The sequence below is a fragment of the Marinoscillum pacificum genome, from assembly GCF_024714495.1.
In the GTDB taxonomy this organism is placed as follows: Bacteria; Bacteroidota; Bacteroidia; order Cytophagales; family Cyclobacteriaceae; genus Marinoscillum; species Marinoscillum pacificum.
In genome coordinates, this window is the sequence record NZ_JAMZMJ010000013.1 from 60635 (window position 1) to 75453 (window position 14819).

Genomic DNA, 14819 nt, shown 5'->3' on the forward strand with positions numbered 1-14819 from the left:
ATAATCAATGAACCTGCTATTGGCCAATAAATGTTTGATAAGCACCTCAAATTGGGCTGGAGGGGATTAATCCATCTTTGGGGGATACTTCTCTGCAAGTCAACTATGAACTTGTCCACTGTGCTGCTTTTGTACTTCTAGCCACATTTTTCTTTCTGGATTTTGACTTGCTAAACCGACCTTTCCGGCAGGCGCAGTGCATTGTGGCTGCTATTTTGGATATACAATTATTATAGATGTTCACCAATCAATTAGTAAGCTGTGATCAGTTAACTTTATTTCCGAATCGTGACTTTCTAAATAACTCTTATTTGTTCCAAACCAATTTTTAACTGCTTGTCTTTTGAGTCGAGTGGGTTTGTTGACTAAGAATGCTTCGTAAGAGCTATATGGCCATGACATAATATCTTTTGTAAAGCCATGGTGTAAAGGATTTCTATGGATGTAGATGATTATAGCAGTAAGGTATTCATCTGAGGTAATTTCTTTTCTTTTGAAATTAGGAATGAACAAGCTCCCTCTGCGATTATACATTTTGTTGAAGGCTTGTGTATAGCTGCTGAATAAGTTTGAAAATTGTTTACTAGCGAACTTTTGGAAAACCTACGCGGTTCGATTTCCAAACTTTCCAAAAGGTTGATCAAGATTATGGGTTTTAATTAGAAAATGAAAGTGGTTAGGCATAAGGCAATAAGCGTATGAGCTTGCAATTGGCTCAATGTATTTAGCCCATTGTCTTAAGAAATAATGATAGTTTTCTTCTGATCGGAATAAATTCTCGTCACCGTTCGCATGGTTGTATACATGATAGAAGGTTTCAGTTAACATCTGTATGGCATTTGACTTTTAATAAATATACGCAATTACTCAATTGAGTTCAGCCAAACTTCACATAACCTACAACCATTAAGATGACAGGGAATAGATACAAAAGATAAAATCCATAAGTTTCTTAATAAAGGAAGTATAGCTACCAAAGCCTTGCTTGAGAAAACTGGTAAAGCGGTGAGTTAAATCAATTGAGGGGGATACTTCTCCTCAATCCGGGCTACTAAATGCTCCATGTAATGAAAATCTCCTTTGGAAGCGATGTAATAGTTGAAAGAGGTGACTTTCCCATTTTTAGTGATTCGAATTTCATTGTTTCCTCCATGGTGGGTCCAGAATACTTGCTTTGGCATTAGTTATATTCATCAACATAGATAACAAGACTTTCTGCTTGAGCAAAAACAATAAATTGATCTTCAAACTGAATCCCTTGTTCAGTAATGGTAATTGATTGTCCGATACCTCCAAAATCTTTTACTGAGCGTTCAAACTTCAAATCTCTAATATTCAATTTGAAGAATAATTTCAAACCTAAAATAGCCAAGAAATACAATGTCATTGGCTCAAGGAAGACAGTTATAATGGCCCCAACTATTCCAATGACTATCAGAATATCATAGATTAGATACTTGATGGTTTTTGCCTTATTTGGTTGAAATATGAAGGTTTTAAATTCCCATTTGTCCATTTTCTCAAATATCGTCATCTTAATCATTTGATCAAACTTCACATAACCTTAAACTACAACCATTAGGGTATCAGCGATTTAAATGCGATTTTTGCGGTTGAATTAAACTCACACTTCAACAATGAAAAAACTCGTCATGTTAGCCGCATTGCTATGCGGTGTTGGGCTTGGTGTGCATTCTTCCATCGCACAAACAGTCTTTATCAACGAAATTCACTACGACAATGCCAGTACAGACACTGGTGAAGGTATCGAAATAGCTGGTCCAGCTGGTACTGATTTGTCACAATACACTTTGGTACTTTACAATGGTAGCAATGGTGCTGTGTACAACACGACAGTATTGTCGGGCACATTGACCGATCAATCCAATGGATTCGGAACGGCCTTTTTTGCGATCTCTGGAATTCAAAATGGATCACCTGATGGTATAGCTTTGGTACAGGATACTACGGTCATTCAGTTCTTAAGCTATGAAGGTACACTTACTGCAGTAGGTGGTGCAGCGGATGGTATGCTAAGTACGGATATCGTAGTTAGTGAAACCAGCTCTACACCAGAAGGCTTCTCTTTACAGCTGACAGGTTCAGGATCAGAGTATACTGACTTTGCCTGGGTTGCTCCAGATAGTTCTTCATACGATTTGATTAATGCTACTCAAGAGTTTATAGGAGCTGCACCTGAGGCAGTCGTTTTCATCAACGAAATCCACTATGACAATGATGGTGGCGATGTGGGCGAAGCTATTGAGCTTGCTGGTACAGAAGGTATTGATCTTACAGATTGGGAATTGGTGCTTTACAATGGCAGCAATGGCCTGGTTTACAATACAGTTTCACTTTCAGGTGTATTCACCAATGAAGTAGGGGGCTATGGATTTATTTCATTCGCTATTTCTGGTATTCAGAATGGTTCACCAGATGGTATCGCTTTAGTTAATGCTGAAGACACCGTAGTACAGTTCTTGAGCTATGAAGGTACGCTGATTGCTAACGATGGTCCTGCTGTTGGTTTGGAAAGTACTGATATTGGTATTGCTGAAACCAGTTCTACGTTGGTTGGCAACTCCTTACAGCTAACAGGTACAGGATATTATTTTGAAGACTTTATCTGGGTAGAAAGTGCTAATACATTCGATGCTGTAAACATTGACCAGGTAATAGGCAATCCATCTGACACCACAGGAAATGGAGATGATACCACAATTGTTGTGACTCCAGGTGTGGTAGATCTATGGATCAACGAATTGCACTATGACAATGCAAGTGCAGATGTCAATGAAGGTGTAGAAGTTGCTGGTACTGCAGGAACAGATTTGTCTGGTTATTCTTTAGTGCTTTACAATGGAAATGGTGGTTCTGTTTACAATACTGTTTCACTGAGTGGTGTTTTAGCTGATCAGCAAAGTGGATTCGGAACGAAGTTTTTTGCTATTTCTGGATTGCAAAATGGAAGCCCAGATGGAGTTGCATTGGTTTCTCCTGAAAATGCTGTGATTCAATTCCTAAGCTACGAAGGGTCATTCGATGCAGTAGGCGGAGCGGCTGATGGTTTGACTTCAGAAGATATTTTGGTTGTAGAAGGTGGTTCTACGGCTGCAGGTTTTTCACTACAGCTTCAAGGAACAGGAAGCTCTTATGCTGATTTTACGTGGGCTGCAGATGTAGCTAGTACGTATGATCTGATAAACGATGGACAAACATTTATTCCAGCAGCAGAAATTGCCTTTATTAACGAGATACACTATGACAATGCAAGTGGCGATGTAGACGAAGCAGTTGAGATTGCCGGTACAGCAGGTTTAGACCTTGCTGGATGGTCACTCGTTTTATACAATGGCAATGGTGGCGGATCTTATAATACGACTTCATTATCAGGGATTATTCCTAACCAACAAAATGGATTCGGAACATTGTATTTCTCAATTTCAGGCATTCAGAACGGATCTCCTGATGGTGTTGCTCTTGTGAACGCAGAGGATACCGTAGTGCAATTTGTAAGCTACGAAGGTTCATTTGTGGCTACAGATGGTCCTGCTGTTGGTATGACATCAGAAGACATTGGTGTGGCAGAGACAGGATCTACTCCAGTAGGATTCTCTTTGCAATTGATAGGAAGTGGTTTTGCTTACACAGACTTTACCTGGTCTGAGGCTATTGCTGCTACTTTTGGAGCGATCAACACTGGACAATCTTTTGGTTCTGGTGGAGTTGATCCAGGCCCTGGTTCAGATTCATTGGTGTTGATTTCTATTGCGGAAGCACGTGCTAAGAGCCTTGGAGATTCAATCATCATTGCGGGTATCTTAACGGCAACCGATCAATTTGCTGGACCTGCATACATTCAGGATAGCACAGGAGGTATTGGTATTTACGATACATCGGTACATGGGATAGGAGTTTTTCAAATTGGTGATCAAATTCAGGTTCAAGGTGTTTTGAGCGAATTTGGTCAAATGCTACAGGTGACTAACATTACTTCTTTAGATACACTTTCTCTAGGCAATCCGGTTTATGCAGATACATTAACAATCAGTGAATTGGCAGACCATGAAGGTGAGTTGGTGACTATTACCAATGTGACTTTTGATGATGGAGGCTTATTCTACCCAGGCTCCAACTATGGAATATCTGATGGATCAGGAAGCACTCAGTTGAGAATAGATGCTGAAGTGGAAAGCCTAATTGGAAAGTTGAAGCCACAGGGAGTAACTACAGTGACTGGCGTGATTGGTAGCTATAATGGAGCTATTCAGTTGTTGCCTCGTTTCGAAGCGGATATTCCAGATGCTCAGGATTACACTCCTGGAGGAACGGATATTTCTACAGACAGCACTTTTGATGTGGTCACCTGGAACATGGAGTTCTTTGGATCTACTTTGCCAAACTACGGTCCTTCTGACGTGGCGCTTCAGCTTCAAAATGCCATCACCATGATTCAAGCGATCGATGCTGATATCATCGCTGTACAGGAAGTGTCTGATACAGGTCTATTGGACGCTTTGGTTGATTCCTTAGGAAATTATGCGAGAGTTTGTTCAGATGTGTATTCTTATTCATTTGAACCAGCAGATCCTAATTTCCCTGCGCAACAATTATGCTTCATCTATAACACGAATACAGTAACTATCACTGACGAGCAAGTATTGTTCGAGCAATTCTATACAGATGCAAGAACCGGCGTGACTACCGATATGAGCGATTACCCGACAGGAAGTGCTTCATCTTTCTGGGCTAGTGGAAGATTGCCATACATGGTAACTGCTGATGTAAACGTTCAGGGCATGCCAGCAACTGTTCGTCTTGTAAACATACATGCTAAGTCTGGTGGCGGATCTTCCGATATTGCTCGTAAGACTTATGACGCTCAGGCATTGAAAGATACGTTGGATGCGTATTATGCAAACGACATGGTGATCGTATTGGGTGATTACAATGATGATGTAGACGTGTCAATCGGTGGTGGTGGTGTAACGCCTTATGCCAACTTCGTAAACGACACTGCAGCATATACTCCAGTATCTCAGATATTGAGTGAAGCAGGATTTAGATCGTATGTATTCTCTGACAACATGATTGATCATATCACCATTACAGATGAGTTATACGATTCTTACATTGACAACTCAGTTTACACGTTCATTCCGTTCAATCTGATTGACAACTACTCTGGAACAACTTCAGATCACTTGCCAGTCGTTTCACGATTTGATGTGTTTGAATTTGTGACTCCTTTGGTTGTAGAGTCTTTATCTGATATTAGTTTGACGAAAGGTTATAATGAAGAAGTTGTTACCGTTTCTCCAATTGTTTCAGGTGGATTAGAGCCTTACTATTTCTCATGGAGCAATGGTTCAGTTGAAGCTTCAGTTGAGATCACTCCAGACTTTACAGATTCACTGATTGCAGTGACTATCACAGATGCTGCTGGTCAGGTTGCTTCGGTAGCAGCACAAGTATTTATCGATGATATTGGATGTGAAAAAGGTTATGGTAGATGGGCCAGAACAGGTGTTCAGATGTGCAATGGTCGAGTGACCTTGTGTGTGGATGAGCATTTTGTGGATCACTTCCTAAGCAAAGGATGGACTTTGGGAACTTGTGAAAATGTGGTAAGAAGATCATGTAAGTCTACAAACAATCCATGGAGTTCTTCTCAGGATTTGATGTTTGACTTTAGCAATGCTTTGGATGTGAATGTGACCATTCATGATTTCTTCGGGAATGTCATCTCCACACAGGAGGTTGCTGTTCCATCAGGTGAATCTACTCATACCGTATCACTTCCATACAAGGGTATTTTCTATGTAAAAGTATATGATGATGGTGGTGCGTTTACAGCATCTTTCGTGATGGTAAGAGCATTCTAATAGCTTATTAGCTAATGCAATAAAAAAGGATCGGCTGACAAGCTGATCCTTTTTTTATTTGTATTCTATTCACAGGTTAATTAAGGTAATAATTCAGGGTATCTAATAGATTGTCGCCTCTTAGATTTTTAGCAACAATATTTCCTTTCACATCGATTAGTAAGGAAGTTGGATAGTCTTCAATACTATAATCAGCTATAATTCCCTCTGAGCTGTTTCTGAGTATTTGATCCCATTCAATACCTTTATCTAATAATAGCTCATGAAGGCTAGTTGAATCATCTTTTGCAATACCAAGGAACTTGATTTTTGAGCTATCTAAATTGGAGTATGCGTGCTTTAAATTTGGGATTTCTTTTATGCAAGGTGCACACCAACTTCCCCAAAATTCCATGTATAAGTACTTGCCTTTGTATTTATCCAGAGATACCTTTTTGTCAGTGATAAATGTATTCTCTTCGAATGGGATGGCGTGAAAACCTACCTGGGTAGAGTTTACTAAACTGTCAGATGGTATTTTGTAAAGCAAAAGATTTCTAGTATTGGCTTCTAGCCCCAGATTTACATAGCGGCTATTATTGATGACGATATATTCATTTTTTTCTGTTGGTTGATCAATTCTGCTAGCTCCCGCTAATTTAAGACTGCTTTTATTGTTAAATGTCAATAGTCTAAAGCCAAAATTGATAAGAATATCTGTGCCTTCTAGTGTACTTTTTAAATGCAAAGGAGTTCCAATAAGAAGATTTTTGTGCGCATCTGAATTCAAAATAAGAACTGGAACTTTCATACTTTGTACTTCACCATCTTTTATGTATTCATAATCAACTAATATTGAATGTCTTGAGAGGGAGTCTTGTTTACTCCAATCATTGAATGGAATTGGTTGATGAATCTCTTCATCAGAAAAATCTAAATCACCATTGGTGTCAATAATGAACTCTAGTTCTGGAGAGCCAGTATTAACAACTACGCTGGCGGTACAGATAATTGGTGTGTCAGAGAATTCAGTATTGTCAAGGTTAATATTCCAGGACTCAACTAAATAATAGAAAAAAGCAGAGTCTAGTTTGCCAGCTTTATAATTTTGGTAAACGAATTGATCAGAATTTAGCCAGTACTCATCTGTAAAATAGCTCTCCCAATTGTTCGGTATACCTGTCACTTCAGAACTGGTTCTATACCAGGAGCTGGTTGAATCTTTCTCTGAATAGCTAAGGCTTGTCATTCCACCACTGAATGGGCCATATCCTTTAATGAACTCTGTTTCGAGTTTTATCAAATTGGCATTTGTTTTAATCTGTTTCTTTTCCGTACATGAGAAGGTGAAGGAAGAAATTAAAATGAAAAATGGAATTATTTTTCTAGTCATAGTCAATCATTAAGTTGGATATTTAAATATAACTGATTGACTATTGAAATTATTACATGTGTCAATAAAACTCCCCGATATGCCAAAGGATCCCAGAAGGATCATGTACAAAGTATTCTTCTCCCCAGTCGTTTTTGACGATTTCTGAGATGCGAACTTTAGGGAATTGTTTCTTAAGGTTCAAAGCAAGAATAGCGTTTCTATGTTGTTCAGTGTTTTCCACTTCCAAAAAGATCATGGAGTTATCCACCCAATCTTTGACATATGCATTTTGAAGGTAAAAACCGAAATTGCCTTGCTTGAACAATGACATATTGCCTAAAGGTACTTCTTCAAAACCAAAAGCAGTGTAAAAAGCACGTGATTCATTAAAGTCCTTGGCTCCTATAAATGTGCGGATGGATTGGATGTGGTGGTTCATAGTATAGGATTGCTTGTCTAGAAAATTATTTTTGTTGATGTTAAGTTTTTTTGTATTTCTTCAATTTCAGACTGAGAATAATCATTTCCTTCAATATTTAGATAGCTTAAATTTTTTAGTGTCAATAACTCTTTAGGTATTGTCTTTAGCTTATTGTATGAAAGATTTAAAGTTTTAAGGTTATGAAGTTCTGAAATTGAATTCGGAATATGAGATAAATAGTTGAAACTGAGATCCAAATACTCTAGATTTTTAAGTTTTTTAAAGTTTATATCAAGTTGGGTGAGTTGATTGTTGCTTATGCTAAGAGCCCATAGATTCTTATATTTTTCAAAATCTTTTGACAAAATTTTGAATGAGTTGTTGTTTAGGTTGATGTATTTTAAATAAGATGAGAATTTGAACACTGGAATCCTGTCGAAATTATTATCATCTAGTATTATTGCGTGTAATTGTTTATTTAATATCGGACCTTCGAGTTTATCTAATTCTAGATGTGACAGGTTTATTTGCTCTGGATAAATATGACGTTTGTAAGGTGTTGAATTCGCTGCAGTACTTTTTGTAATTACAATTTCTTTCATCATATTATAATCATCTAGCTGCAGTTTTAGAGGAGTTGAAGAGCTTACTGATTGAATTACAAACGGTATGGCAAAACGAGTAGTGAAATGAACATTTTTAAATTGTACGGGAATCCATAGATCCGGTAATGTTGATGATACCGCATTTAGAGCGTTCATCGCTAACTCTGCATCGAAACCATTTTCAATCTTGAAGTTTTTTGGTGTACCAATACTGTCTATTTCGAAGGTTACATAAAAAACACCAGTGCGATTACTGTTTGATATTTCTAAATTACTGGAGATTTGCGAATAAAATTTACCTTCACTTCCGACCATTCTGGGATTAACCTCTGGAATGACTAATTGCCAGATGTTTTCAATTTTCAAGTAGCATGGTTTCGGTTGTTCTTTTAGGTATACAACTGATCCATTGTTATAGTTAAATTTGAGAGATAGATCTGTTCCATTGTCAGAATATTGCCAATAACTAACTTTGACTTCATTCTTGAAATATCCTTTTTCAAACCCGCTATCTACATGCCGTGTTTGACCAAAGGCTACAGTCGAAGTAAATAATAACAGGAATATTGGAGAAAGAAATTTATTCATGATTTATGAAGTGTTAATTAGTTATTTACAATTTAAAAAGAAATCTTCTGTTGACTCATGCAGAATGGATAGTAACAAAACGCAATGTTTGGCTTATTTAGAAAGAAAAAGAAAGAAGACGGCCCTCGACCAATTTTGGATATCAACGGCATGCCGGTAGAAGTAGGAGGGAAGGTGAAAGCACTCAGATACGATCTAGGAGTCTGTACGGTAGAGCTAGAAGGAAAGGAATATTTCTACGTCTCTGATGAAACCGGGCAAAAAGTAAGCTTTACCAAATTCTTTGACGCTGCCACTAAGAATCAGAAAGTAGAGGTGGTTTAGTTAGTTATGTCATAAATCATGAAACTCTCATTGATGTAATAATTATCAAGAAAATATATCGCTTGAAGTTTGATGGTAATTGAGTCAACAGCAGTTTTATTGTTAATTAGGGTTTCTGCACAATCAGTGCGCGAGTGTGGTGTTTTTTTTCCTTTCCCAATAAGTTGTATTAAGTTTTCTTGTGCTTCACTTCGGTTTCTTTTACTTCTATCTAATTCAATAATGTATGTGATGTTATTCTGAATAAGTGAGTTTTGAATGGCTTGACATAATAGTTCGTCTCCTAAGAAAGCTTCTTCATAAGGAAGAAAATTTGTGAGTTTTGATGGGTTTTTTGATTCTGTTACCGCATAATAGTTAGTAGTTCCTATGGATAGTCCATTACCGTATTGTTCGTTTAGTTTTCGATAAGTTTGTAGTTGATCCTGAAAAGTAAAAGGTAGGTTCAAACCAATAAGATTGTAAAAATTATAAGCTACAATTAAACAGTAAGCGATAGGTGTTGTTTTCGAGTTTTTATCAGACTGAATTAGTATAGAATACACTATTCCCATGCCAATTATTACCACAGGTATTAAGGGGATAAGATCCACATTAGATTGAAATTCAAGAGAATTGAATAGTGCCCAAATCGAACAATAAATAACAATGAATAGGCCATCAGTTTGTCTGAATTTCATGACAGCAGCTTTTTTTCTTGTTATGAAAAGTACTGTCATTAAAATTATAACCCCAATTAATCCAATAATGAAATGTAAAGATTCAGTTAGATATGCTGGATATATACCCTTTTGAATCCATATAAATATAGATTCCCCCAATTCTTCTCCTTCAATAGTCAGTTTTCTCAAAACAGCCTGATTCCAGAAGTCAGTCCATTGGCCAGTTACTGATAAGTATAAAAGTACTGGTAGAGTTCCTGCTAAAGTTCCTGCAAATACTTTGAGTAAGTTTTTAAGTTTGGATTTGAAAGTTATTAGAAGTGTGATGCCACAGGCAATTAATGATAAAACGTCTACATGCCAGCACATGGCGCCAAGGCTAAAATATAAGCCAACAAGAAACCATCTAGATTGTATAAAGCTCTTTAGTCCCAATATTGTAAATAGTAAAACCCATAATTTAGGTTCTGCATTTACAGAACTCAAAATTCCAAAATAATCTAGCCCAATGAAGGATATAGTTGTAAGGTTGATTACGTGCTTGTTATCAAACACTGTAAGACAAAGTCGGTAGAAATTGACGGAGATTATTCCATAAAAGAAGATTCCAAATATTCTTGCTGATTCAATAGTGTTGAGCTGAAAAAATCGCCCAAACTTCATTACAAATCCAATAAACAATGTTGATAATGGAGTGTACCCAAATGTGGTTGAAGTATAAAGTTTATCTCCTCGCTCTACCACTTGAGACATGAACAATAGGTAAGCTCTATCAAATAAAATAGGCTGTTGAAATGGTTGATAAAAGGCTAAGACAATTCCTACTGGAATTAAAAACCATATGAAATATGGTATGATGGATTCTTGAGCTAATTTAGTCTTCAGCATATTATTATTCATATCACCGCGTTTGCACACGAATGCTTTTTAAAACCCATTTTTTTAATAAAACTATCCTTGTTACAGGAGGGACTGGATTTATTGGTTCGAATTTAGTTCATAGATTGGTTTCGTATGGAGCAAATGTCCATGTAATAGTTAGGACCACATCTCATTTAAATAGAATTGAAGCCGTAAAAAGTCAAATAAACCTAATTGATGTTACAGGTTTATCAGCGAATTTATTAACAACTAAAATAATCGATTTATCTCCGGAGTATATTTTTAATCTCGCACAGCCGGCTTATAAAGAACTTATTTCTATCGATGTATTTGCAGATCAGCTGAGAAGTACTTCAAGTCTGTTGATGACATTATTACATGCCTCATGTACCTCTTCTAATCTGCGGGCTTTTGTGCATGGCTGTAGTTCGACAATATATCATTGGAACGAAGAAAGTTATATTTTATCAGAGAAAACCATTTTGAAACCAGCTACAGAGCGTGGCTTAATTAAACTTAATGAGAGAAACTTATGTGTGTTTGGTGCAGAGGTATTGAATTTGCCGATCAGGATAGCAAGAATTTTTAGAGCATATGGTCCAAGAGATCACAGCTATAAGTTAATCATCAAGGTTATCGAGTGTATTATGAACAATCAACCAATGAGTGTTACTAATGATCGTTACAAAAGAGATTATATCTATATCGAAGATCTCATTGATGGGTTGTTGCTTATGGCAATTAATAAAATTGAAAATGGTTGTGAGGTGAATTTTGGTTCTTCAAAGCAGTATTCTGCAAGGGAAATAATATGTCTTATTGAATCCGTGATTGGAAAAGATTTAGTAAAATCTGGAGAGCTTAAGCCATCTGTTTATGATAGAGGTGAATATGTGGCTGATATTTCAAAAGCCGAAGAATTATTAGGTTGGAAGAATAGCCGGAGCATTGAAAAAGGTCTAGACGAAACTATAAAGTGGTATTTTGAAGAATATGGATTATAAGTTAAGTGTTGTTATCCCACTGTATAACAATGCATTAGCAATACTTGAGCTAACTGAACGGATTTATAAGCAGGTGAACGATGTGATTTCCTATGAATTGATATTTGTTAATGACTGCTCTACTGACAATACTCATGATGTTTTAAAAAATTTAGCTAATGGGTATAGCTCTTTAAGAATTATAAGTCTTGAGAAGAATGTTGGCCAGCAAAGTGCTACTCTCGAAGGAATAAGAAAAGCCAGAGGAGAAATGATAATTGTTATGGATGGTGACCTTCAGGATCAGCCAGAGCTTATTCCAAATCTTTTGAAGGTATATTCAAGTAGTGGGATTTCCATATTTGTAAAAAGATTGGGAGCTTATCAATCCAGATCAAGAATGCTAACTTCCAGGTTGTTCAAATTCATTTTGCAAATCTTTACGGGCTTACACCCCAATGCTGGTTCATTTTATTTGATTGATTCTCAAGTGAAAGAACGTTTGTTAGCAGCTTGTGGTCAGTTAAAAAAACCTTATTTAACTGTAATGATTGCCTTATTGTCAGATAGGATTGAATATTTGGAAGCTATTCGAGATATTTCGCAATACCCTTCCTCATTTACGTTTTCAAAAAGATTGAAATATGCCTACATAGCAGCATTTTGTGCAATCAAAACTCGGAGAATTAAAAAGCAGCATTTGAAATTGTAAATTTATCGGACATCCATTGACTTTGGAGATCAGAGTCTAATTCATTGTGGCAAAAGTGGTTGCTTAAACTTTCAAGAATTTCTTGCGCGTCATATTGGTTGAGATCACGATAAAATGAACGTCTGAGGATTCCAAAGTGACACCCATGACGTTTCATAGCTCTAATGATAACTTCACACGGTATTGGAGCACCAAGTGATGGGTGAGTAAGGCCTGCTAATCCAAATTTTTTATTAACTTTTCTAGCTATTAATTCTAAAGAGCCATCAATCATAGGGGTGAAAATATTTGCTCTATGATTGCAAATTGCTAAGTCATTTAACCCCACATAAAATCTGGTTAAAGGCAGTGTGTTCAACTCTTCAACAGCTGATAATGATTCATTTGTTTCCAACATAATGCTTAATCTGCATCTGTTGTTAATGTAATTCAATACTCTTTCAACTTCACTGACCGATCGTACCATAGGTAAAAGTATCTCATCTGCACCTTCACCAATGACATTGTCAATTTCAGATGTATTTATTGGCGACTGAGGATTAATTCGACAAATGATATCTTTTTTGGTGTTGTTTCTTGCAGTAGTCAGGTCATCAAGATGGTGTTCTGTTATTTGAGTGTCATACAGGGACTGACGCAATTCTTTGCCTTTTTTCTCTAAATCCACAATATAACCTGTCAGGAGTGGGGAGTCTATTTTGTGAAGAAGTTCGAGAGATGAATAGAAAGCCCAGAGTTCAAACTTGCTCATTTGGATTCTTTTTTAGCTACAACTAAACACGTGGATCCGAAGGGGATATGCATCTTTTTTGAAATCATATAAGATTCAATTCTTAAAATGAACTTTAAGATTATCCCAATGAATGACGACTTATCAATGTGTCCAAATTTTCTCCTTTTTGTTTCTTTTTTCTGAAGCTTGTAAAATTTTCTAACCGGCCAGATGACAAATGGGAGAAGAAAAAACAGATATGACTTATACTGTACATTGAATCCTGCTTCCTTTAAAATCGTCGTTAATTCAGTTAAATTATATCTCCTAAAATGACCGACCTCTTTATCGAATTCAGAATAGAGAAATTGCCATGCAGGCACGGTGATCCAAAGCGTTCCATTTTGCAATAGAATATCATGTATGCTTGCTATTATATCCTTATCATTCTCTATGTGTTCTAATACATCAAATAGGCCAACAGATTCAATGCTATTGGGTTTAAAGTCTATATTTTGAAGTGAACCCCATATTATTTGTTCAATACCTCTTTTTTGGGCGTTCTTCACTCCACTTAACCTGGGTTCTAAAAGTATGGTTTGAATGTGTTTTGACTGAAGAAATTCGGAGATTTGCCCATTTCCACCTCCAATATCCATCATGTGTTTAATGGGGTATAACTTGATTAGCTCATTTAAGCAAGTTAAACGGTGATTAAACCAGAATGAATTTTCCTCACTCTCTTTGATAAGTTCATGACCATTTTTAGTGTAAGAAACCTTTTCTTTCTCTTCAGTTACCCAATACTTATTCTCTGATAAGGTTATGTTGGACGCTAATTCAGCAACTTTCATTTTGTTACCGAGATTGATAAAAATGCAGATATACTATTAAATATTCTGGTCTTCTCTATTATTTGTTCGGTTTTCTGACCGAATTTATTATTTACAGCAAATGGAGGAAAAAAACCATACTTATCTAGATGAAGGTTTTTCAATCCTGCATAGTCTATTGCTCTTTTGAATTTGGTATGTGTCATTTGAGCTACACCTTTATCTCCAGCCCATGACATTCCTGGTGTGCAAGCTATTTGAACATAGTATAGAGGGTTATACGCATTAGGTTCAATGAAGCAAATTTTTCCACCTGGCTTTAGAACTCTGGCCATAGCCTGGTAATAAGTTTCCAATTGTAGGAAGTGGTGAAGTGTGAAGAATCCAATAACATAGTCAAATTGCTCGTCATATTCTGAAGGTATTTCTAGAATATCAGAACAGATCAGATCGATGTTGAATAAATTATTATTGTGCTCAAGTAGCTTTTGAAGAAGGAATGGGGAAAGGTCTAGCCCTGTAACTTTAAATCCTCTTTTTAATAATGGGAAAGTGAATTTTCCCATACCACAACCTACTTCTAAGATTTTGTCGGTTTGTTTTATACCAGATAGTTCAATCATCTTATCGGCATGTCTGTTGACATAATAGCTATCAACAGGAACCATTGTTTTCTTTATCTTTTGACCGAAATAATCCAGCTGTGTTTGATTGTGATTCTTTATAGATGATTTAACTATTTGACTACTCATTAAAATTGACTCAAAGCTTGATGTTCTAACTAAATTATGAGATTTGAAAGTTATGTGGTCAATTTAGTTGAAAAATCTTCGGCAAAGCAGCTTTTTAATTTGCATA

Annotated in this window: 13 protein-coding genes; 4 read left to right on the top strand and 9 right to left on the bottom strand. The window is 36.5% G+C overall.

Going from position 1 to position 14819, the window contains the following annotated elements:
• Nucleotides 1-1010: 1010 nt before the first annotated feature.
• Both NXS00_RS21860 and NXS00_RS21865 read right to left on the bottom strand, forming a co-directional pair.
• A complete protein-coding gene (locus NXS00_RS21860; protein ID WP_258101412.1) occupies nt 1011-1181 on the bottom strand; it encodes a hypothetical protein in 171 nt (56 codons plus the stop codon).
• Nucleotides 1181-1534: a hypothetical protein gene (locus NXS00_RS21865; protein ID WP_258101413.1), complete on the bottom strand. Its 354-nt coding sequence runs from the start codon at nt 1532-1534 to the stop codon at nt 1181-1183. The genes NXS00_RS21860 and NXS00_RS21865 overlap by 1 nt, the downstream gene beginning before the upstream one ends.
• A gap of 103 nt (nt 1535-1637) precedes the next feature.
• Here NXS00_RS21865 and NXS00_RS21870 point away from each other — a divergent pair, with 103 nt between their 5' ends.
• On the top strand, nt 1638-5885 hold the full coding sequence (locus tag NXS00_RS21870) for a DUF5689 domain-containing protein (protein ID WP_258101414.1): 4248 nt from the start codon (nt 1638-1640) through the stop codon (nt 5883-5885).
• A 76-nt stretch (nt 5886-5961) separates the two neighbouring features.
• Here the strand turns inward: NXS00_RS21870 and NXS00_RS21875 are convergent, their stop codons facing one another.
• The 3 genes from NXS00_RS21875 to NXS00_RS21885 all read right to left on the bottom strand — a co-directional run bounded on the left by NXS00_RS21875 (nt 5962) and on the right by NXS00_RS21885 (nt 8853).
• Complete coding sequence (locus tag NXS00_RS21875; protein ID WP_258101415.1) at nt 5962-7257, bottom strand: TlpA family protein disulfide reductase; 1296 nt, start codon at nt 7255-7257, stop codon at nt 5962-5964.
• A 61-nt stretch (nt 7258-7318) separates the two neighbouring features.
• Complete coding sequence (locus NXS00_RS21880) at nt 7319-7678, bottom strand: VOC family protein (protein WP_258101416.1); 360 nt, start codon at nt 7676-7678, stop codon at nt 7319-7321.
• A 17-nt stretch (nt 7679-7695) separates the two neighbouring features.
• Nucleotides 7696-8853, bottom strand: coding sequence for a leucine-rich repeat domain-containing protein (locus NXS00_RS21885; protein WP_258101417.1), 1158 nt, complete (start codon nt 8851-8853; stop codon nt 7696-7698).
• A gap of 84 nt (nt 8854-8937) precedes the next feature.
• Here NXS00_RS21885 and NXS00_RS21890 point away from each other — a divergent pair, with 84 nt between their 5' ends.
• Nucleotides 8938-9177 carry a hypothetical protein gene (locus NXS00_RS21890; protein WP_258101418.1) on the top strand — a complete coding sequence of 80 codons (240 nt, stop codon included), beginning with the start codon at nt 8938-8940 and terminating at the stop codon, nt 9175-9177.
• On the opposite strand, the gene NXS00_RS21895 is transcribed toward NXS00_RS21890, so the two are convergent.
• Nucleotides 9174-10739 carry a hypothetical protein gene (locus NXS00_RS21895; RefSeq protein WP_258101419.1) on the bottom strand — a complete coding sequence of 522 codons (1566 nt, stop codon included), beginning with the start codon at nt 10737-10739 and terminating at the stop codon, nt 9174-9176. The genes NXS00_RS21890 and NXS00_RS21895 overlap by 4 nt on opposite strands.
• Nucleotides 10740-10759: 20 nt before the next feature.
• Between NXS00_RS21895 and NXS00_RS21900 the strand changes: the two genes are divergently transcribed.
• Nucleotides 10760-11725, top strand: coding sequence for an NAD-dependent epimerase/dehydratase family protein (locus NXS00_RS21900; RefSeq protein ID WP_258101420.1), 966 nt, complete (start codon nt 10760-10762; stop codon nt 11723-11725).
• Entirely contained in the window at nt 11715-12416 is a 702-nt protein-coding gene (locus NXS00_RS21905) for a glycosyltransferase family 2 protein (RefSeq protein WP_258101421.1), read from the top strand. Before NXS00_RS21900 ends, NXS00_RS21905 begins: the two co-directional genes overlap by 11 nt.
• Here the strand turns inward: NXS00_RS21905 and NXS00_RS21910 are convergent.
• Genes NXS00_RS21910 through NXS00_RS21920 form a run of 3 tightly spaced genes read right to left on the bottom strand, consistent with a single transcriptional unit; the run spans nt 12391 to nt 14713 of the window.
• Nucleotides 12391-13167 (bottom strand): aldolase/citrate lyase/malate synthase family protein, encoded by a 777-nt coding sequence (locus NXS00_RS21910; protein WP_258101422.1) that lies wholly within the window; start codon nt 13165-13167, stop codon nt 12391-12393. The two genes, NXS00_RS21905 and NXS00_RS21910, sit on opposite strands and share 26 nt — an antisense overlap.
• Complete coding sequence (locus NXS00_RS21915) at nt 13164-13982, bottom strand: class I SAM-dependent methyltransferase (protein WP_258101423.1); 819 nt, start codon at nt 13980-13982, stop codon at nt 13164-13166. The genes NXS00_RS21910 and NXS00_RS21915 overlap by 4 nt, the downstream gene beginning before the upstream one ends.
• Nucleotides 13979-14713, bottom strand: a complete 735-nt coding sequence (locus NXS00_RS21920) for a class I SAM-dependent methyltransferase (RefSeq protein ID WP_258101424.1) — start codon at nt 14711-14713, stop codon at nt 13979-13981. Before NXS00_RS21920 ends, NXS00_RS21915 begins: the two co-directional genes overlap by 4 nt.
• Between the last annotated feature and the right edge of the window lie 106 nt (nt 14714-14819).

Coding starts and splice junctions, on each gene's coding strand:
- NXS00_RS21900 (WP_258101420.1), top strand. CDS start 10,760: ATGCTTTTTAAAACCCATTTTTTTAATAAAACTATCCTTGTTACAGGA.
- NXS00_RS21890 (WP_258101418.1), top strand. CDS start 8,938: ATGTTTGGCTTATTTAGAAAGAAAAAGAAAGAAGACGGCCCTCGACCA.
- NXS00_RS21915 (WP_258101423.1), bottom strand. CDS start 13,982: ATGAAAGTTGCTGAATTAGCGTCCAACATAACCTTATCAGAGAATAAG.
- NXS00_RS21905 (WP_258101421.1), top strand. CDS start 11,715: ATGGATTATAAGTTAAGTGTTGTTATCCCACTGTATAACAATGCATTA.
- NXS00_RS21865 (WP_258101413.1), bottom strand. CDS start 1,534: ATGACGATATTTGAGAAAATGGACAAATGGGAATTTAAAACCTTCATA.
- NXS00_RS21880 (WP_258101416.1), bottom strand. CDS start 7,678: ATGAACCACCACATCCAATCCATCCGCACATTTATAGGAGCCAAGGAC.
- NXS00_RS21920 (WP_258101424.1), bottom strand. CDS start 14,713: ATGAGTAGTCAAATAGTTAAATCATCTATAAAGAATCACAATCAAACA.
- NXS00_RS21910 (WP_258101422.1), bottom strand. CDS start 13,167: ATGAGCAAGTTTGAACTCTGGGCTTTCTATTCATCTCTCGAACTTCTT.
- NXS00_RS21895 (WP_258101419.1), bottom strand. CDS start 10,739: ATGAATAATAATATGCTGAAGACTAAATTAGCTCAAGAATCCATCATA.
- NXS00_RS21875 (WP_258101415.1), bottom strand. CDS start 7,257: ATGACTAGAAAAATAATTCCATTTTTCATTTTAATTTCTTCCTTCACC.
- NXS00_RS21860 (WP_258101412.1), bottom strand. CDS start 1,181: ATGCCAAAGCAAGTATTCTGGACCCACCATGGAGGAAACAATGAAATT.
- NXS00_RS21885 (WP_258101417.1), bottom strand. CDS start 8,853: ATGAATAAATTTCTTTCTCCAATATTCCTGTTATTATTTACTTCGACT.
- NXS00_RS21870 (WP_258101414.1), top strand. CDS start 1,638: ATGAAAAAACTCGTCATGTTAGCCGCATTGCTATGCGGTGTTGGGCTT.